General features: G+C 69.5%; 12 protein-coding genes. 2 read left to right on the forward strand and 10 right to left on the reverse strand.

Annotation, left to right across the window (positions count from 1 at the left end):
• Positions 1 to 1,269 precede the first annotated feature (1,269 nt).
• The gene (gene ltrA / locus ABZ826_RS31335; protein WP_361455772.1) at positions 1,270 to 2,511 is read left to right on the forward strand and encodes a group II intron reverse transcriptase/maturase; all 1,242 of its coding nucleotides are present in this window, start codon (positions 1,270 to 1,272) and stop codon (positions 2,509 to 2,511) included.
• A gap of 353 nt (positions 2,512 to 2,864) precedes the next feature.
• Here the strand turns inward: ltrA and ABZ826_RS31340 are convergent, their stop codons facing one another.
• Positions 2,865 to 2,990 (reverse strand): hypothetical protein, encoded by a 126-nt coding sequence (locus tag ABZ826_RS31340; RefSeq protein ID WP_361455838.1) that lies wholly within the window; start codon positions 2,988 to 2,990, stop codon positions 2,865 to 2,867.
• A gap of 335 nt (positions 2,991 to 3,325) precedes the next feature.
• On the opposite strand from ABZ826_RS31340, the gene ABZ826_RS31345 reads away from it, so the two are divergent.
• A complete protein-coding gene (locus ABZ826_RS31345; RefSeq protein WP_361455775.1) occupies positions 3,326 to 4,102 on the forward strand; it encodes an AMP-binding protein in 777 nt (258 codons plus the stop codon).
• Here ABZ826_RS31345 and ABZ826_RS31350 read toward each other — a convergent pair.
• From ABZ826_RS31350 to ABZ826_RS31390, 9 genes are all read right to left on the reverse strand, one after another.
• The gene (locus tag ABZ826_RS31350; RefSeq protein WP_361455778.1) at positions 4,062 to 4,289 is read right to left on the reverse strand and encodes a hypothetical protein; all 228 of its coding nucleotides are present in this window, start codon (positions 4,287 to 4,289) and stop codon (positions 4,062 to 4,064) included. The genes ABZ826_RS31345 and ABZ826_RS31350 overlap by 41 nt on opposite strands.
• 125 nt (positions 4,290 to 4,414) lie before the next feature.
• Positions 4,415 to 4,828 (reverse strand): class I SAM-dependent methyltransferase, encoded by a 414-nt coding sequence (locus ABZ826_RS31355; protein WP_361455826.1) that lies wholly within the window; start codon positions 4,826 to 4,828, stop codon positions 4,415 to 4,417.
• 22 nt (positions 4,829 to 4,850) lie between these two features.
• Complete coding sequence (locus ABZ826_RS31360) at positions 4,851 to 5,084, reverse strand: ferredoxin (RefSeq protein WP_361455781.1); 234 nt, start codon at positions 5,082 to 5,084, stop codon at positions 4,851 to 4,853.
• On the reverse strand, positions 5,081 to 6,340 hold the full coding sequence (locus ABZ826_RS31365; protein WP_361455784.1) for a cytochrome P450: 1,260 nt from the start codon (positions 6,338 to 6,340) through the stop codon (positions 5,081 to 5,083). Before ABZ826_RS31365 ends, ABZ826_RS31360 begins: the two co-directional genes overlap by 4 nt.
• Before the next feature lie 44 nt (positions 6,341 to 6,384).
• On the reverse strand, positions 6,385 to 7,359 hold the full coding sequence (locus tag ABZ826_RS31370) for an AMP-binding protein (RefSeq protein ID WP_361455829.1): 975 nt from the start codon (positions 7,357 to 7,359) through the stop codon (positions 6,385 to 6,387).
• Positions 7,360 to 8,832: 1,473 nt separating this feature from the next.
• Complete coding sequence (locus tag ABZ826_RS31375; protein ID WP_361455787.1) at positions 8,833 to 9,279, reverse strand: ester cyclase; 447 nt, start codon at positions 9,277 to 9,279, stop codon at positions 8,833 to 8,835.
• Positions 9,280 to 9,603: 324 nt separating this feature from the next.
• Positions 9,604 to 11,190 (reverse strand): long-chain-fatty-acid--CoA ligase, encoded by a 1,587-nt coding sequence (locus ABZ826_RS31380; RefSeq protein ID WP_361455790.1) that lies wholly within the window; start codon positions 11,188 to 11,190, stop codon positions 9,604 to 9,606.
• Between the two features lie 3 nt (positions 11,191 to 11,193).
• Positions 11,194 to 13,071 (reverse strand): beta-ketoacyl synthase N-terminal-like domain-containing protein, encoded by a 1,878-nt coding sequence (locus tag ABZ826_RS31385; RefSeq protein WP_361455793.1) that lies wholly within the window; start codon positions 13,069 to 13,071, stop codon positions 11,194 to 11,196.
• A gap of 77 nt (positions 13,072 to 13,148) precedes the next feature.
• Positions 13,149 to 18,674 (reverse strand): type I polyketide synthase, encoded by a 5,526-nt coding sequence (locus tag ABZ826_RS31390; protein ID WP_361455796.1) that lies wholly within the window; start codon positions 18,672 to 18,674, stop codon positions 13,149 to 13,151.
• Between the last annotated feature and the right edge of the window lie 33 nt (positions 18,675 to 18,707).

Below are 18,707 nucleotides of genomic sequence, written 5' to 3' on the forward strand. Positions count from 1 at the left end.
TGCGGTGGAGCCATGAATCCCACCGCAAGACCGCACGAGCCAACACCGTCGAGGACTACATCGCAGCGTAATCAACCGGCCACCCGACAGGCTCTCAGCCGGCCAGCGCACCGAAATCCACCATTGCAGGCCCCGGTCGGCCAACCGGCCTGAAGAACAAGCACCGTGCACGCATTCACCCAGGTCAACGGGCGAGGGCGCAGCCCCTCGACCACCGGGTCCACCTCGTGGTCGACGGGCACTCCGCACACCGCTCGAAGGCGGTCCGTGCATGGTTGACCGACCAGGCTGACTGGATCGAGCTGCACCCCCGCGGCAGATCACCACGGTCACCATGACGGCGACGGGCTGAATCGCCCTGCCCGCCGTGGTGCTCGCCACGGCGCTGGGGGGTGCCCCTGGCCCGCTGGCTGATCGACGCCCAGGGCCGAACCAGCGGGATCGGCGCCGGGATCGCCCCGGGCGCCGTCCCCCGCCCTGCTGCTGCTTTTCGGCGCCGCCCCCAGCACGGCGGCGGCCACCTCGCCGCGCACGCGGCGCGGCGACGGCTCGCGGACACGCTCAGCGCCGTCGCCTGCCCCCGTTATGTTCTTCGCGGTCCTGCAAGAGGGCCGCTGGCCTCCGGGCCCGGCATGACTGTTCCCCCTGCCGAACGGATGACCTGGGGGGTGGTGTCAGTGCGCCGTGAGGCGCTGTGAACTCGTGCGGAGGTGAGAGACCGTCGCCATCATCCCTGTCGCAGCAGGGTGATGAAGCTGGGAGCAGCCTGATCCGGGAGATGCCGGTGAGGGTGAGAGCGGCCCCGACAAAGCCGGGACGGGCCAGAACTGCCAGATGGCTTGGGCCCGGCAAGCGTGATGGAGAGGAGTACGAGAGGAACCAGCGTTTACGTCTCTCAACCCCCCGCCGGCTCAAACCTGTGCAGATATGGGCCGGGTGCGGTGCGTCCTCGAACCGGGTGACTGGAACGGGGAACTCCTGGGCGGGCTTTGACATGTCTGTCGGGAGGCCACGGTGAATTGCTGCGGGGTAGCCGTGGCGATGCCGCAGGGACAGAGCTGGGCTCCTACTTCGTCGAGCGAGTTGCAGTGAACACGGGAACCGTTCCGGCTCACGCCCTCTGTCAGGGATCCGTCCTGGTGGACGGGCTGGGTTCATCGTCAGCCGATCGGGCCGGGACGGGGCGGAGCCGCCGTAGTACTTCGAGCGCGCGAGAGGCGCGTACATGGGGAAGGGCGGCAGCGGTATCGAGAAGGGAAGGAGGCTGCAATGCCGAAAGGCGCACCGCTGAACGGCGGTGCCCCAACGGTCGAGGACCCGGAAGAGTCTGGTGGGCGGGTATCGGGGATGCAGGCCAAGCTTCACCGTTGGGCGGCGGCCGATCCTGGCCGCAGGTTCGACGACCTGTTCAATTTCGTGAACGACCCGATGACGCTGCGATACGCGTTCTACCGGGTCGTAGGTAACAAGGGGGCCCGGACTGCGGGCATGGACGGCGTCACCGTCGCCCATGTCGAAGAGCAGATCGGGGTCCACCGGTTTCTGGACGACCTGCGGACCAGTCTCAAGGATGGTTCGTTCCGGCCCCAGCCAGTGCGGGAACGCAAGATCCCCAAGCCGGGCGGTTCCGGAAAGGTCCGCAGCCTCGGTATTCCGACGGTGGCGGACCGGGTTGTCCAGGCGGCGCTGAAGCTGGTGCTGGAACCAATCTTCGAGGCCGACTTTGAGCCGGTCTCCTACGGGTTCCGGCCCGAGCGGCGTGCTCACGACGCGATCGCCGAGATTCAGTTGTTCGGCTCCAAGGGCTACCGCTGGGTGCTGGATGCTGACGCCGAAGCGGCCTTCGACACCGTTTCACATTCCGCTCTCCTCGAACGGGTGCGTAAACGGGTCAAGGACAAGCGAGTCGTGGCCCTGGTGAAGGCGTTCCTCAAGGCTGGAGTTCTCACCGAACTCGGAAACCAGAGGGCCTCTGACGCTGGGACTCCGCAAGGAGGCATCCTGTCCCCGTTGCTGTTCAACATAGCCATGTCGGCGCTCGATGAGCGCCTGCAAGAGCCGTGGAAGGACAGCGGGACGATGGGAACCGCTGCCCGACGCGCCCGACGCCGGGCGAAGGGCCTGCCGAACTGGAAGGTCTGCCGCTATGCGGACGATCTTGTGGTGCTCGTGCATGGCTCCCGGGCCGACGTCGAGGACCTGAAGCACGAGGTCACTGAAGTGCTCGAACCACTCGGGTTGCGGCTGTCACCAGCCAAGACCCGGATCGTGCACATGAGTGAAGCGTTCGACTTCCTTGGGTTCCGCATCCAGTGGAAACGCAAGCGAGGAACGGACAAGTGGTACGTCTACACGTTCATCGGAGACCGGCCCATCCGGTCGCTGAAGGACAGGATTCGTGCCCCGCTCCGACATCCGGCACACCGTCCGATCCCACGAGCGCGTCATGCACCCCGGTCTGCAGCCAGTCAGCCTGGTTGCCGTCAGCCTCGGCAACCGCGAGAGCAATGAGCCTCACGGCGGCCACCGTCCCCACCCGGGTCAGGGCGTCTGCCGTCTGTCGAGTCACCGCCGTGTCCTCGACGTCCAGCAGTAACCCCACCAGCACTTCCGCAGCCTCAGGAACATCAGCCAAGGAAGCAAGATCACGCCCGGCACGAACACGTTGCGTCCACGAAGGAGAAGACGCCTCAGCCAAGGCCACCGCCAACCCACTCATCATCTCCGGCACGACCAGACACTCTCATGCCCCACGAAGAGAATCGAACCTCGGACCGAACCTGCCCACACGCTTGCCAAAGAACATAGGCACCCCCCGCCCGCGGGGACCGGGGCCGGCGACCAGGTGTGATCACCGCGCTTGCCTACCGGTACTTGACGACCAGGGCCCTCATCGACTCGTCGAGACGCGGCATCTCGGTGCCTTCGGTCAGCGCGGGCTCGACGCGCTTGGCCAGGGCCTTGCCGCGCTCGATTCGCTGGAAGGTCAACTGAAACCGACACCGCATCCTGCGCTGGAGCCGACAATTGGCTGGTGCGCCTTCGGGGTGCGGTCCCGACGCGGCTGTCACACCGCATTGCGGGAGGTGGCCCACACCTGGACCGGGACGTCCTGGCCACGCCGCGGCCCTGGCCAGCCACGCCCTGCGCCCCGCCGCCGTACAACTGCACTGCGCCCAGCCGGGGTTCAGACCGGCGCAGCGCCGTAGCTATCTACGAGACCCCCCAACTGGGGGTGGTGCGCGGCCTGCTGTGGCAGTTCTGTGGCCCACAGCTCCGTGGCTGGGGGCTTCCCCGTGGCCCTGCCCCCAGCCACGGCGGCCCGGTGAGGCTCCTTCCGCCGCGCCCCCTCACCACCTGTGCGGAATTCTTCGACGCCTGGTTCGGCGCCGCAAGGACTGGCGCGGTCATGGTGCCCACCAATCCCCTGTCCACGCCGGACAAACTCGCCTACATACTCGGCCACTCGGACTGCCGGTCGAGCCTGACCCTGCCGGACCTGCTCGCCACCGTCCAAGAGGCGGCGAAGACCACGCCGGGGTACGCAAGGCCGCTGGTCCCCGGCATCGATGAGTTCCCCTCCGCCCGTGATGCCGCAACGCCACCCGACGCTCCGAGGCCCGACAACGCGGGGGTGCCGCACAGCGCTCTGTACACCTCCGGTACTCCCAGTCGCCCGAAGGGTGTACTGGTGACACACGCGGCGCATCTGCACTCGGTTGTCGGGCTGGTGACCTGCGCGCCAATCGCGCTGGTCCCGCGGTTCAGCGCCTCGCGGTGGGCCGCACAGGCGGCAGCGCTGGAGGCGACCGGCGGTCAGCGCCCCCGTCCCGACTTCGAGCAGCTGCACTTCGACAGCTCCTGGGGCAACGGCATCCGCCGCGACCCCGCCGTCGTCGACGAGCTGACCGCTGCGGGCGTGTTCCAGAGGCCGGCGCCGCTGCCGCACCGCAGGGCTGGGGTTCACCGACGGCGACCATGCGCGCCGTGGGGGCGTGTGGTGGCCGGCCTCGTGGCGGGCGGCCACCACACGCCGTACGCCGATCGTCCGGCGAGCCGTCCTACGAGCCGCCGTCGAATGGACGGCGGCCCCAGACGCTGACCATCAGCGGTCCGAAGCCGGTGCAGTAGCCCGCCCGCCACAGGTCGTGGAGGGCGTCGAGGTCGCCCCGGGTGAGCAGCCCGCGGCTGAGCAGGCGGGGCGCCAACTGGTCGGCGAGCTGCTCCCAGGCAGGCTGGCCGTGCTGGGGGCCGGACGGCAGCGGCGTCGAGACGGCCCGAATGCCCATGTCGGTGAGCCCTGCCTCCCTCAGGAGCCGCGGCAGCTTCCTGCCGTAGTCGGGTTGGTACGGAGTTGGTGGTGAACAGCGCCTGGCAGGCCGAGATGACCCGCTCGTGGGCATCGGCGGGCGGTCTACGGCGAGCGCGGCGGCCCGGTCCAGGTCCTCCACCACGACCGAGCCGCCCGGCCGGGCCGTGCCCTCATGGCGCGGAGCACGGCTTCGGATGCGGGAAGGTGCTCGAGGAGCAGCCTCGCGTGGACGAGGACGAGGCGCCCCTGGGGCAGCGGCTCCACGGTGACGTCCGATGACAGGACCGTGATCGTGTCGTCCGCGAGCTGTTCCAGGAAGCGGGTGTCGGCGTCGACGGCGAGCACCTCGCCCTGGGAGCCGACCCATTCGGCGAACATCCTGGCCACGCTGCCGGTGCCGGGCCCATGTCCAGGCAGCGTCGGCCCGGGCCGCGGCCGGGCTGTTCGCAGATGGCCGTGGTGCCCGGGTCGTACAGGGCGCAGAGGTTCTCCAGTCGGCTGAGCTCGACGTGCCAGGCCGGGTCCAGGACGTAACTGCTCATGTCGGTTCTCCGCGTTCGAAGGTGATGGCCGGCCAGGGGCAGGAGGACTCGGCCTCCGCCATGTGTTCGGGGTCGGCTGCGGCGAGGTCCGGGCCGTCGGCCGGCCAAGCCATGCGGCTTTCGACGCGGAAGACGTCCGGGGCGATCTCCTGGCAGCGGCCGGTGCCGCTGCACAGTGCATGGTCAACCGTCAGGCGCCTTTTCTCGTCATGGAGTTGGGTGGTCTTCATGCCGCGTCCGTCCGGGGCCGGACCGGGCCGTCGTACGTCATCTCCAGAGCGCCCCAGGCCCGCATGATCGGGCCGGGGACCTGCACCGGCTGAAAGCCGGGCCGGATCCGCAGTCCGGGCAGACGCCGGTAGAGAGTGGCGAGCGCCACCTCCGCCTGCAGCCGGCCGAGGTTCATGCCGAGGCAGTGGTGCACGCCGTAGCCGAAGGCCAGGTGCGAGGGCAGGTTCTTCCAGTCACGGTCGATAATGAACTCGTCCGGGCGGTCGTAGACCTCGGGGTCGTGGTTCGCGGCTCCGAGGGAGAAATAGATGCGGTCACCGGGGCGGGCCGTGACGCCGTGCCCGATTTCCGCTTCCTTGAGCGTCATGCGGTACAGCCCGAAGATCGGTCCGTCGTAGCGGAGCCCCTCCTCCACCAGTGACGAGGTGAGGCCGTCGATGTCGCCGGTGTACTTTGTCTTCTGCTCGCGGTGCTGCTCCAGGGTGCAGGCGATGTTGACGACGGCCGAGGCGGTGGAGGACGTCCCGGCGATCAGCCCCATGATGATGAGCGCGATCTCGTTCCCGTCGAAGCGGTCGCCGTCCTCCTCCTCGGCGAAACACAGCTGGGTGATCAGGTCGTCGTTCTCCGGGCCGGCCTCACGGCGGGAGCGCACTTCGTCGAGGAGGTGGCGCCGCCACTCTTCCATTGCCGCGCTCGCGATGCCCTCGCGGTTGATCGTTGCCGTGCTCTCCTGGAAGCGGTGGGACATGCGCAGGAAGTACGCCCGGTCGTCCTCGGGGATGCCGAGCAGTTCGGTGATGTGCGCCTCGCTCATCGGCACGGCGAACTCGGCGCCCAGGTCGAAGGCGCCCCCCTGACCGGCGATGGCGTCGATCAGGTCGTTGACCACGCGTTCGGTGAACGGCCGCATGCGCGCGACACGCGAGGCCGACAGCGCCTTGACGACCAGGCGGCGCTGGCGGGTGTGCCGGGGCGGGTCGCTGAGGATGAAGACCTGCATCTCCTCGGGCACCGGCTCCTCCAGCGGCCAGGCCGCGCTGTAGGTGGAGGAGAATGCCCCGTGGTTGCGGTTCACCTCCTTCACAGCCTCGTACTCCGTGACCTGGATCGACTCCAGGAACTTGGAGTGGGCCACCGGACAGCGGGCGCGGTCCCGGGCCAGCTCCTCCCAGGGGGAGTCGGCCTTGCCTTCGTACGGCTTGAAGGAGGGCTGGGCCTCTTCGGCCGACGACTGGGCTGTATTCTGCGGCATTTCGGTCTCTTTCCTCGGAGTGGGAAGGTGCGGTGAGAACCGGGTCAGTTGACGGCCCGGTCGAGCTCGGTCCAGAAGCGGTCGCGCAGGACACGGCGGAGGATCTTGCCGCTGGGGTTGCGCGGGACCTTGTCGATGAACTCGTACTTGGTGGGGATCTTGAAAGTGGCGAGCCGGTCACCGAGGAAGGCCCTGAGCTGGTGGGGCGCGACGGAGGCATCCGGGCGCAGTACGACAAAGGCGTGCACCGCCTCGCCCCAGCGGTCGTCCGGGACGCCGATCACGGCCACATCCAGGACCGCCGAGTGGGCGCTGATCGCGTTCTCCACCTCGGCCGGGTAGATGTTCTCGCCGGCCCGGATGATCATTTCCTTGATGCGGTCCTGAATGAACAGGTATCCGGACTCGTCCGTGCACCCGGCGTCGCCGGTGTGGACCCAGCCGTCGACGAGGGTCTTGCCGGTGGCCTCCGGCAGGTTCCAGTACTCCAGCATCCGGGCGGGGGTCTTCAGGCACACCTCCCCCACCTCCCCGGGCGGCAGCGGCAGCCCATCCACATCGATGATCTTGAGTTCGATACCAGGGTAGGGCCGCCCGGCCGCCCGCAGCCGGGGGCTTCCCAGTACGTGGTCGGCGGGCGGCAGGCACACCGCGGTATTCCCGGTCTCGGTCAGACCGTAAATCTGCGCGAGGTCGCACTTCATGACCTCCATGCACCGCTGGAGCAGCGTCTCAGAGATCGGCGACCCGCCATAGATGGTCTTGCGCAGGGTGACGAAATCGGCACTGGAGGCGCCCGGTTCGGACAGCAGCATCAGCAGCATCGCCGGAACCATGAACGCCGTGGTGATGCCGGCCGTCCGGATCAGTCCCAGTACGTCCTTGGCGCTGAAGGACCGTACGGCAATGTTGGTGACGCCCGCGTTGAACCCCTGGGTGGCCCACCACAGCCCGCCGATGTGCGAGCCGGAGATCCCGATGAGACTCTTGTCGTCCGGCCGCCAGTCGATCCAGTCCAGCCCGGAAGAGCCAGGGCGCGTTCTGCTCGTTGCTCACGACGCGGTGCTCGCGGTGCTGTTCAGCGAGTCGAAGAACGAGGCCGTCCAGAGGTGCGGGTAGCTGCAGCGGGATCCGTTGGAGCTTGATCGAGACGCCCTCGTCGTCCTGGATGACATGGGTGGTCAGGTGGCAGATGGTGGCGGCCTTCTGGGCGTAGAGCAGCACCATCAGTCCAGCGATCCGGTCTTTGAGGTCGACGGAGTCATCGTGCAGCGGGCGGCGGGCGATGGCCCGCCGTTCGTCGGAATCGAGGGTGGGCTCGCGAACGACCTTCGGGCGTGCTGGGACCCTGATTCGGCTGGCGTGCTTGTTCTTGACTGCCCAGACGACGAACGGGTGGACGCTGTAGTTGCCTTGGTCGTCGTGGTCGGTGAGCCAGAGGTCGACCAGCGCCTGTCGGCATGTCCCCAGGGTCTCGCCGTGCTCCTTGACGAAGGAGAGGTAGGCTACGGCCTTGAACGTCGAGACGCGCACGTAGTCGACCTGGGTGGAACGGATCGGCTTGCCGCGGGCTCGCCGGCGGAGTCCGCTGATCAGCGGCCAGCGGACGAATGCGGCTACCAGGTTGCGGTGGTCCGGGTCCTCGATGGTCACGATCTTCTGCTCGACCCATCGCTCGGTGCGGGCGAGGTGCTCGTCCCGGGCCGTCAGGGCGCCAGCGGCGACCAGGACGGCCCACAGGAAGTCGTTGGCCAGGCTGCCGTCTTCGTCAGTGCGACGGTCGAGGGCTTCGTGGCTGAGTTCGCAGGTGCCGTCTGCAAGGCTTTCCCGGAAGGCGGCCGCGGCGGATTCCCGGAGCCAGAGCAGGGTCCGCACGCGGCAGCGTTCCAGCGGCGCGGCCTTGACCCGGTCAAGTTCTGGCTGGTGTATGCCGTCCGGGGGTGTCAGGGAGTGCCGCAGCTGTTGCCCGCAGGCGCATCGGTTGCAGAGGCCGTGATGAAGAGCCGTTCGACGGTGCCGCACTGCTCGCAGGCTTTGCGGGACTGAGGGTCCTTTTCCCAGCAGTTCTCCTACCGGGGTGCGGGCGACGACGACCTTGTCGTGCTGGCAGCTGCTGCAGGGCTCAAGCTTGCGCGAGCAGGGTCGGCAGCGGGGCTGCCCGGTGGTCCGGACGCGGGTGAAGCAAGGGCAGATGGTGCCGCAGAAAGCGCACTTGAGGATGGTCGTCTTGTTGTACTTGTCGCAGAACGGCCCGTCCTTGGTGGTGCGGGCGACCGGTTTGAACTCCCCGCAGCCGAAGTACGCCCGCCGGTGGGCGAGCTCCTTGGCTCGGCAGCGCCCAGATGGCGGGGCTGTCGGTGTACGGGTTGTCTCACGTGTACGCCGACACGGGGCCACCGAGGGTGCCCAGCAGAGCTGATGGAGCCGGCCGTGGTTCGCCGCTGTCGTGTGCCGGACGAGGCCGGCGCACAGCGCCGACCTCGTCCTGGGCGTCAGCCGACGTTCTCGTCCGGGGCGGCTGGGTTCTTGAGCTGGTTGATGATGCCGAGCAGGTCGAAGGAAAACCAGATCTCCTTCATGGTCTTCTTGTCCTCATCCCAGTACGCCATCGTCAGTCCCGTGACGAACATCCGTTTCCCGGCAGGTTTGATGCCCATGAACTCCACGCCGTCATGTGTCGCTTCCTGGTCCCAGCGGACTATGGTTCGGTTCTCGAAGACCACGAAGTCCCGCGCCTCCATGGTCTGCTTCGGGAAGACCGCCAGGTACCCTTTGAAGAAGTCTTTGGCCGCCGCTCGTCCGTGAACGTCGCCGAGCGGGGTGTGGACCACGAGGTCCTCGTCCATCACCTCGTCGATCACGTCGTAGTTCGGGGCATTCTTCGGATACCAGATTTCGTCGATGAACCGACGGTGGTTTACCTCGAGAGCTGATGTCATCTGTTCTTCCTATCTTCTGGGATCGGATACGACACTCTCGGCGCCGCTCGGCGCCGCAGCACCGGGACCAGCCCGGCCTGCGCGATCAGATTCCGGTCATCGAACACAGCGGAGACCACCGCCGACGTATGGGAATCTTGCACCTCGGAAGTGCCTTGCTGATTGTGCGTGCTGGCAGCCTCAAGAACTCCCATCATCACAGGTCACAAGGTATTTCCTCGTTTCAGAAGCGTTATCCAGAGACATCGAATCGGTGGATCAAGGCTGCGTTCTGCGGTATTTCGGTGTCTTTCCTCGGAGTGGGAAGGTGCGGTGAGAACCGGGTCAGTTGACGGCCCGGTCGAGCTCGGTCCAGAAGCGGTCGCGCAGGACACGGCGGAGGATCTTGCCGCTGGGGTTGCGCGGGACCTTGTCGATGAACTCGTACTTGGTGGGGATCTTGAAAGTGGCGAGCCGGTCACCGAGGAAGGCCCTGAGCTGGTGGGGCGCGACGGAGGCATCCGGGCGCAGTACGACAAAGGCGTGCACCGCCTCGCCCCAGCGGTCGTCCGGGACGCCGATCACGGCCACATCCAGGACCGCCGAGTGGGCGCTGATCGCGTTCTCCACCTCGGCCGGGTAGATGTTCTCGCCGGCCCGGATGATCATTTCCTTGATGCGGTCCTGAATGAACAGGTATCCGGACTCGTCCGTGCACCCGGCGTCGCCGGTGTGGACCCAGCCGTCGACGAGGGTCTTGCCGGTGGCCTCCGGCAGGTTCCAGTACTCCAGCATCCGGGCGGGGGTCTTCAGGCACACCTCCCCCACCTCCCCGGGCGGCAGCGGCAGCCCATCCACATCGATGATCTTGAGTTCGATACCAGGGTAGGGCCGCCCGGCCGCCCGCAGCCGGGGGCTTCCCAGTACGTGGTCGGCGGGCGGCAGGCACACCGCGGTATTCCCGGTCTCGGTCAGACCGTAAATCTGCGCGAGGTCGCACTTCATGACCTCCATGCACCGCTGGAGCAGCGTCTCAGAGATCGGCGACCCGCCATAGATGGTCTTGCGCAGGGTGACGAAATCGGCACTGGAGGCGCCCGGTTCGGACAGCAGCATCAGCAGCATCGCCGGAACCATGAACGCCGTGGTGATGCCGGCCGTCCGGATCAGTCCCAGTACGTCCTTGGCGCTGAAGGACCGTACGGCAATGTTGGTGACGCCCGCGTTGAACCCCTGGGTGGCCCACCACAGCCCGCCGATGTGCGAGCCGGAGATCCCGATGAGACTCTTGTCGTCCGGCCGCCAGTCGATCCAGTCCAGCCCCTGCGCGGCCAGCAGGTCACGGACCGCGAAGAAGCTGCGGTGGGCCAGGACCACACCCTTGGGAAATCCCGTCGTGCCGCTGGTGTACATCTGGGCGAGCGGGTCGTCGGTGTGGGACGGCGCCGGTACGGCCTCGCCCGACCCGGCACGCTGCCACTCGGGGAACGCCACCCCGTCCGTCCCCGCGCAGTCCAGAAGCACCAGTTCCCGCACATCCGTTAGCTGCGGACGCAACTGACGGACCGTCGGGAGGAACTCCTCCTCCACGAAGAGCAGTTCGGCGACCGAGTCGCGCAGGATGTACGCCACTTCCTCGGGCGCAAGCCGCCAGTTCACGGGTACGAGCACCACACCGCTCATGGCGCAGGCGAAGAGGAGTTCGTAGAACCGCACCGACTCCTTGCCCAAGTAGGCGATTCGGGTCCCTCTTTCCGCGCCCGACGCCAGCAGCGCGGCAGCGCTCGCGGTGCTCTCCCGGCGCAGCTCCCCGTAACTGAGCTGGGCGCCCTCGCAGCAGATGGCGGTGCGGTCCGGCTGCTGCTCGGCGTGGAAGGCGAGCGTGGCGTCAAGCGTCCGCAGGTCCGGCGGAGGTGCGATGTGAGCGGTCATGGTTCACCCATTCCTCTGGAATCGTGTGGCCCGGAGCCAGTAGCGCCGACGCTGGAAGGCGTACGTGGGCAGGTCTACGAGGCGGGCGCCGGAACCGGAGAAGAGGTCGGCCCAGTCCACGGACTCGCCCTGGCAGTGGGCCTCGACCCGGGCGCGAAGGTCGGCCGGTGCTGATGCGCCGATGACTCCGGGCTCCGCGCGTCCCTCAGCAAGCGCGGCCAGGCCCTCCAGGAAGCCGTCGCGGTCGGCCGCCAGCACGGCAGCGCGGTGCTGGAGACCGGCACGGCTCGCAGCCAGCGAACGGGCCACGTCCCGGTCCTCCAGCTCGGGGTGTTCGGCCAGGTGGGCGTGGAGGCGGGCGGCCTGCGCGCGCAGCGCCGGCACGGACGCGGCGGACAGCAACCACGGCACGGGCGGCCGGAGGGCGGGGTCGGTGGCCGTCGTCCGGTCGGGAGAGTCCGCAGGCGGCGACTGGTCGAGCGGGCCGGGCGGCGGTGCCTGCTCGATGATGGCGTGGACGTTGGTGCCGCTGACTCCGTAGGAGGAGATGCCCGCGCGGCGCGGCCGGTCCCGCTCCGGCCACGGCACCGGCTCGGCCAGCAGCCGGACCGTACCCGCGGACCAGTCCACCATCGACGTCGGCTGCTCGGCGTGCAGCGACCTCGGCAGCAGGCCGTTCCGCATGGCCATCACCAACTTGATGATGCCGCCGATGCCGCCCGCCGCCTGCGTGTGCCCGATGTTCGACTTCAGGGTCCCCAGCCACAGGGGCTGCTCCGGCGGGCGCTCGGCACCGTAGGTGTCCATCAGCGCCTGCACCTCGATCGAGTCACCCAAAGGTGTGCCCGTACCGTGCGCCTCCACCGCGTCGATGTCCGCGGGTCCCAGCCGGGCGGCGTCGAGCGCCTCGCGGATCATCCGCCGGTGCGCCTGCCCGTTGGGCGCGGTGAGCCAATGGGACACACCGTCTTGGACGACTGCGGAACCCCGCACCACCGCGAGGATCGTACGGCCGTTGCGCCGGGCGTCCGACAGCCGTTCCAGGGCGAGCATCCCGGCGCCCTCGGACATCCCCATACCGTCCATGGCCGCGGAGAAGGACTTGCAGCGTCCGTCCGGGGCCAGCGCACGCGACCGGCTGAAGGTCACCAGCGGGCTCGGGGTCGCCATCACCGTGGCCCCGCCCACCAGCGCCAGCGAGGACTCTCCGCTGCGCAGCGACTGGATCGCCAGATGCAGCGACACGAGCGCCGAGGAACACGCCGTGTCCACCGTCACGGCCGGTCCATGGAGCCCGAACGCGTACGCGATCCGGCCCGAGGCCACACTCCCCAGGCTGCCTACCGCCAGGTCGCCCTCGAACCCCTCGGGCGGCCGGGGCACGTTTCCGCCGTAATCGTTGTAGATGACGCCGGCGAACACACCGGTCCGGCTCTCCCGCAAGGACATGGGGTCGATACCCGCCCGCTCCAGCGCCTCCCAGGCCGTCTCCAGGAGCAGCCGCTGCTGCGGGTCGACGGCCAGTGCCTCTTGCTCGGAGATCCGGAAGGGATCCGGGTCGAAGTCCGCGGCATCGTGCAGGAAGCCGCCCTCCCGGGTGTAACAGGTGCCCGGCCGGTCAGGGTCGGGATCGTAGAGGTCCTCGTCCCAGTCCCGGTCGGACGGGAACTTCGAGATGGCGTCCTCGCCGTTCTCCAGCAGCCGCCACAGGTCCTCCGGGGTCTGCACACCGCCCGGGAACCGGCAGGCCATGCCGACGATGGCCACCGGCTCGCTCTGCCGCTCCGCCGCCTCGGAGAGGTCCGCCAATTCCCGCTTGGCACGCCGGAGATCGAGCGTCACACGTTTGAGGTAGTCCCGCAGCTGGGTCTCGTTTGCCATGAGCGAGGGGAGCCTTCCCTTGAGGTCGGTCGAGGTCCGGGTCGGGCGGATCGGCGGATCGGCGGATGTCATTCCGCTCACCGGTCGGCGGCGCCGAGTTCTTCGTCGATCAGCTGCAAGAGCTGCTCGTCGGTGGCGTCCGCGATGTCGGCATCGTCGACCGCGTCGGCGTCGGAGGCGGCTGCGGGCGATGCGGACGATGCCTCTTCGGACGGGGCAGTCGCCGTCGCGCCGAAGAGCCGGGCGCCGATGTAGCGCGCCAACGCGGCCGGTGTGGGGTGGTCGAAGACGAGCGTGGCGGGCAGCCGCAGGCCGGTGGCCTCGTCGAGGACGTTTCGGAGTTGGGTCGCGGTGAGCGAGTCGAAGCCCAAATCGGCCAGGTAGTGCTCGGGCGGAATGCCGCCCGCCTCGGAGTACCTCAGCACACCGGCGATCCGGGCCCGCACCAGGTCCAGCAGCTCAGCCGCCCGCTCCGGCTCCGGCAGCCCGGCCAGCCGCGTCCGCAGACCGTCCGTGTCGGCAGATCCCGTACGCAGCGCACCGTCCTGCGGTCCGGCGGGGACCAAGGCACTCAGGAGCGGCGGCACCGATGCGCCCGAAGCGCGCAGTGCGCTCATGTCCAGCCGCGCCGTCATCAGCACCGGCGCTTCGGTGTTCGCCACCGAGTCGAAGAGGGCGAGGCCCTGTTCGGCATCCAAAGGCAGCACCCCGGTGCGGCGGAGCTGCGCGGCCAGACCGTCCCGGTCCAGCTCGCCCACCATCCCGCTGTCCGTGTCCCAGTAACCCCACGCCAGCGCGGTGCCCGGCAGCCCGGCGGCCCCGCGGTGCCACGCCAACGCCTCCAGCAGCGCGTTGGCGGCCGCGTAGTTGGCCTGCCCTGGCGCGCCGAGCGTCGCCGCCGCCGAGGAGAAGAGCACGAACCTCCGCAGGTCCAGGCCCAGTTCGCCGGCCAGTTCGTGGAGGTGGAGTGCGGCGTCGGCCTTCGGCCGGAACGCCCTGGCGATCCGGTCGGGCCCGAGCGAGCCGATCACCCCGTCGTCGAGCGCGCCGGCCGCGTGCACGACCGCGGTCAGCGGGCGCTCCGGCGACACGGTCGCCAGCAACCGCGCCAGCGCACCGCGGTCCCCGGCGTCGCACGCGGTGACGGACACCGTTGCCGCACCCAGCTCGTACAGCTCGCGCTCCAGGTCCGACGCGCCCGGCGCCTGCGCACCCTGACGGCTTATCAGCAGCAGGTGCCGTACGCCGTGCCCGCTCACCAGGCGGCGGGCGACCAGGCCGCCCAGCGCCCCGGTGCCACCGGTGATCAGCACCGTACCGTCGGGGTCCCCGAAGGTCGCGCGGTCCGGGCCACCGGGCGCGGCCGGGTCTCCTTCCGGGACATCGGCACGCACCAGGCGCGGCGCCAGGGCCTGTCCCGCCCGCACCGCCAGCTGGGGCTCGCGGGTGGCCACCGCGCCGGGAATCGCGCGGAGCGACGCACTGTCATCGTCGGTGTCCAGCAGCACGAACCGGTCCGGGTTCTCGCTCTGCGCCGAGCGCACCAGCCCCCACGACGCGGCGTGCGCCAGATCGGGCACACGCTCGTCCGCACCCGCGGCGACCGCGCCCCGCGTCACCAGCACCAGTCGGCTCTGGTTCAGCCGCTCCTGCCCCAGCCATTCCTGCAAAAGCGCCAACGCTCGGCAGGTCGCCTCGCGGGCCCGGTCGGCGAGCGCGCCCTCCCGTGTGTCCTGGGCCTGCGCCGCGAAGTGGGGTACGAGCAGCACATCCGGTGCGGAGGCGCCCTCATCCAACGCCACCAGCAGCGCGGACAGATCGTCGTAACGCTCGGCACCGGGCACGTTCAGGCCGTCCCCGAGCACCGCCCACGATCCGCTGGCACCGGCCGGCGGCACCGGCTGCCACTCGGTGCGGAAAGGCGCGTCGCGGCGGCTGTCCCTGGCCGCGGTGATCTGTTCCGTATCCACCGTAAGAAGCGTGAGCGCCTCCACCGCAGCCACCGGCCGGCCGTCGGTACCGCTCACCGTCAACGACACGGAATCGGGGCCGCCGGGCACCAGGTGGACCCGCAGTTCGGATACGCCCGCGGCCTCCCGGGTCACCTTCCGCCAGGCGGAGGGCAGCCGCAGCTCGGTGGCGTCCAGACCGAGCGGGTGCAGGGCCGCGTCGAGCAGCGCGGGGTGCACGAGGAACGAACCGGGCTTCCAGGTCGACGCCGACGGGCCGTCCATGGGGAGCTGCGGCAGGCGCACCTCGGCGAACAGTTCCTCGCCGCGCCGCCACACCGCGTGCAGTCCCCGGAACGCCGGTCCGTGCTCCGCGCCTAGAGACGTGAGCCGCTCGTACAGCCCCTCGACGGGCACCGGCTCGGCTCCCGGCGGCGGCCAGACGCCGGGGCCCTCGGGCGCCCGGCCGTCGCCGGTGGCGAGCGCCCCCCTGGCATGGCAGGTCCAGGGCTGTCCCGGTGGCGTGTCATCCGTACGGGAGTACACGGACACCGGCCGGTGTCCGGAGTCGTCCGGCTCGCCGACCGTCACCTGCACGCGGACATTGCCCTGTTCCGGCAGCACGAGCGGCGCCTCCAGCACCAGCTCGGCCAGCTCGTCGCAGCCCACCTCCTCGCCGGCACGCAGCGCCATCTCCACGAACGCCGTTCCCGGTAGCAGCACCGACCCCGCCACGGCGTGATCGGCCAGCCAAGGATGGGACTCCAGGGACAGACGCCCCGTCAGCAGTACCTCACCGGTCTCCGCCGACTCCACCGCCGCACCCAGCAGCGGATGACCGGCCGCCGCCAGCCCGAGCCCCGCCGCATCACCGGCGGCGGGCGCCACGGATGCGGGCCAGAACCGCTCCTGCTGGAACGCGTACGTCGGCAGTGCCACCCGGGCCGGGCCGGTCCCCAGAACCGCTTCCCAGTCCAGCCCGATCCCCTGCACATACGCCTGTCCCAGCGCGGTGACGAACTGCTCCAGCTCCCCCTGGTCCCGACGCAGCGACCCCAGCGCCGCCCCTTCGTGCGGCGACGCCTCCAGCACCTGCTCCACCGCGGCCGTCAGCACCGGATGCGCACTGGCCTCCACGAACACCCGGTGACCCACTGCCAGCAGCGCCTCCACACCCCGCTGGAACTCCACCGGCTCCCGCAGATTCCGGTACCAATACCCCGCATCCAGACCAGCGGTGTCGATCACCTCACCCGCCAACGTGGAGCAGAAGACAACATCGGATACCGACCGCGGCTCGATGTCCGCCAGCAGTTCCCTCAGGCGCTCCTCGACCACCTCGACATGCGCCGAATGAGACGCATAGTCGACCGGGACGCGGCGAGCCCAGATGCCCTCGGCCGCCAGGCCGTCCAGCAGCTGGTCCATCGCGTCGGCATCACCCGACACCACCGTGGACGCAGGCGAGTTGGCCACAGCAACGGACAACCTGCCGTCCCAGGCGGCCAGGCGCTCCTCGACCGCGGCCCGGCCCAGCATGACCGAGGCCATGCCGCCCTTCCCGGCCAGCTCCTTCAGCAACTGGCTGCGCAGCGCCACGATCCGTGCGGCGTCCTCCAGCGACAACGCGCCTGCCACGTAGGCCGCCGCGATCTCGCCCTGGGAGTGGCCCACCACCGCCGCCGGGGTCACACCGTAGTGACGCCACAGCTCGGCCAACCCCGTCATCACGGTGAACAGGGCCGGCTGCACGACCTCGGCGACCTGATCCAGCGAGGCCGTGCCCTCCTCTCCTCGCAACACCGCACGCAACGACCAGTCCAGATACGGCGCGAAGGCCCGCTCGCACCGGTCGACCCACTCCGCGAACACCGGGGACGAATCCAGGAGCGCCCGGCCCATGCCCACCCACTGCGACCCCTGACCAGGGAAGACCAGCACCACTCCCGGGCCTTCCGTTTCCCGGCCCGTGGCCACGTCCGGGACGGACACCCCGGCCGCCAGCGCTTCCAGCCCGGCGATCGCCGCCGTGCGGTCCTGCGCAACGACCGCGCCGCGATGCTCGAAGGCCGTACGGTGCCGGGCCAGCGCCACCGCCATCCCGGCGTCCGCGACCTCGGGTTCCGTCGTCGTGCGCAGGAAGTCCGCCAGCCGTCCCGCCTGCTCCCGCAGCGCTGCCTCCGACCGGCCGGAAACCGGCCACAGCACCCCTCCCGCGGCCGAGCCCGGCGCGACAGCTTCTTCCGCCAGCGCCCCTTCCTGCTCCTGCGGCGCCTCCTCCAAGATGAGGTGGGCGTTGGTCCCGCTGATGCCGAACGAGGAGATACCGGCCCTACGAGCCCGACCGGTCTCGGGCCACGGCACCTGCTCCGTCACCAACTCCACCGCACCGGACGACCAGTCGACGTGCGGCGAGGGCGCATCCACATGCAGCGTCGCGGGCACCACACCGTGCTGCAACGCCAGCACCGACTTGATCACACCGGCAACACCCGCCGCCGCCTGCGTATGGCCGACGTTCGACTTCATCGACCCCAGCAACAGCGGAGCGGCCTTCGGATCACGCTGACCGTACGTCGCCAGCAACGCCTGCGCCTCGATCGGATCACCCAGCGACGTCCCCGTACCGTGCGCCTCCACCACATCCACATCGCCCACCGACAGATCCGCCGCGGCCAACGCCTGCCGGATCACCCGCTGCTGCGACGGACCATTCGGAGCCGTCAGGCCATTCGACGCACCGTCCTGATTCACCGCACTGCCCCGCACCACCGCCAGCACCCGGTGCCCGTTGCGGCGCGCATCCGACAGCCGCTCCAGCACGACCATCCCCACACCCTCGCTCATAGCGGTGCCGTCGGCGGCCGCGGCGAAGGGCTTGCAGCGGCCCTCGGGTGACAGCGCCCGCTGTCGGCAGAACTCGATGTAGACGGTGGGCGTGGGAATCGCCGTCACGCCGCCCGCCAGCGCCATCGAGCACTCGCCCTGGCGCAGCGCCTGCGCCGCCAGGTGGATCGTCACCAGCGACGACGAGCACGCCGTGTCGACCGCGACCGCGGGGCCTTCGGCGCCCAGCACGTACGCCACCCGGCCCGCGGCGACACTGGTCGTGGTGCCCAGGTCGAAGTACCCCTCGACCTGGTCGAAGATCGGCTTGAGGAGCAGCGAGTAGTTCGACGGGAAGGCCCCGGTGAACACACCCGTGCGGCTGCCCCTGACCGAGCCCGGGTCGATGCCGGCCTGCTCCAGCGCCTCCCACGACGTCTCCAGCAGCAGCCGCTGCTGCGGATCCATCGCCAGCGCCTCCCGCGGCGAGATACCGAAGAACGCCGCGTCGAACTCCACGGACTCCCTGAGGAATCCGCCGTCCCGCACGTAACTCGTCCCCTGTCCCTCGGGGTCCGGGTCGTACAGCGCCTCAAGATCCCAGCCCCGGTCGTCAGGGAACGGGCCGAGCCCTTCCCCGCCGGAGGACAGCATCTCCCACAGGTCCTCCGGGGACTCCACACCGCCCGGGAAGCGACACGCCATCCCCACGATCGCGATCGGCTCCGATGCCGTGTCGCGCAGCTTCTGATTCTCCGCCCGCAACTGCTGGACCTCGGTCAGCGATGCCCGCAGGGCGCTGATGACCTTCTCGTTGGGTGCATCCATCTCGAACTCGAACCTCGCTCTTCGGTGCTTTGT

Origin of the sequence: Streptomyces sp. NPDC047515 (genome assembly GCF_040643055.1) — a bacterium.
GTDB lineage: Bacteria > Actinomycetota > Actinomycetes > Streptomycetales > Streptomycetaceae > Streptomyces.

What these genes read in the sequence shown, in the direction of transcription:
- ABZ826_RS31350 (WP_361455778.1), bottom strand. Translation starts at nt 4,289, where the DNA reads ATGGGCATTCGGGCCGTCTCGACGCCGCTGCCGTCCGGCCCCCAGCAC.
- ABZ826_RS31365 (WP_361455784.1), bottom strand. Translation starts at nt 6,340, where the DNA reads ATGCCGCAGAATACAGCCCAGTCGTCGGCCGAAGAGGCCCAGCCCTCC.
- ABZ826_RS31380 (WP_361455790.1), bottom strand. Translation starts at nt 11,190, where the DNA reads ATGACCGCTCACATCGCACCTCCGCCGGACCTGCGGACGCTTGACGCC.
- ABZ826_RS31390 (WP_361455796.1), bottom strand. Translation starts at nt 18,674, where the DNA reads ATGGATGCACCCAACGAGAAGGTCATCAGCGCCCTGCGGGCATCGCTG.
- ltrA (WP_361455772.1), top strand. Translation starts at nt 1,270, where the DNA reads ATGCCGAAAGGCGCACCGCTGAACGGCGGTGCCCCAACGGTCGAGGAC.
- ABZ826_RS31385 (WP_361455793.1), bottom strand. Translation starts at nt 13,071, where the DNA reads ATGGCAAACGAGACCCAGCTGCGGGACTACCTCAAACGTGTGACGCTC.
- ABZ826_RS31360 (WP_361455781.1), bottom strand. Translation starts at nt 5,084, where the DNA reads ATGAAGACCACCCAACTCCATGACGAGAAAAGGCGCCTGACGGTTGAC.
- ABZ826_RS31375 (WP_361455787.1), bottom strand. Translation starts at nt 9,279, where the DNA reads ATGACATCAGCTCTCGAGGTAAACCACCGTCGGTTCATCGACGAAATC.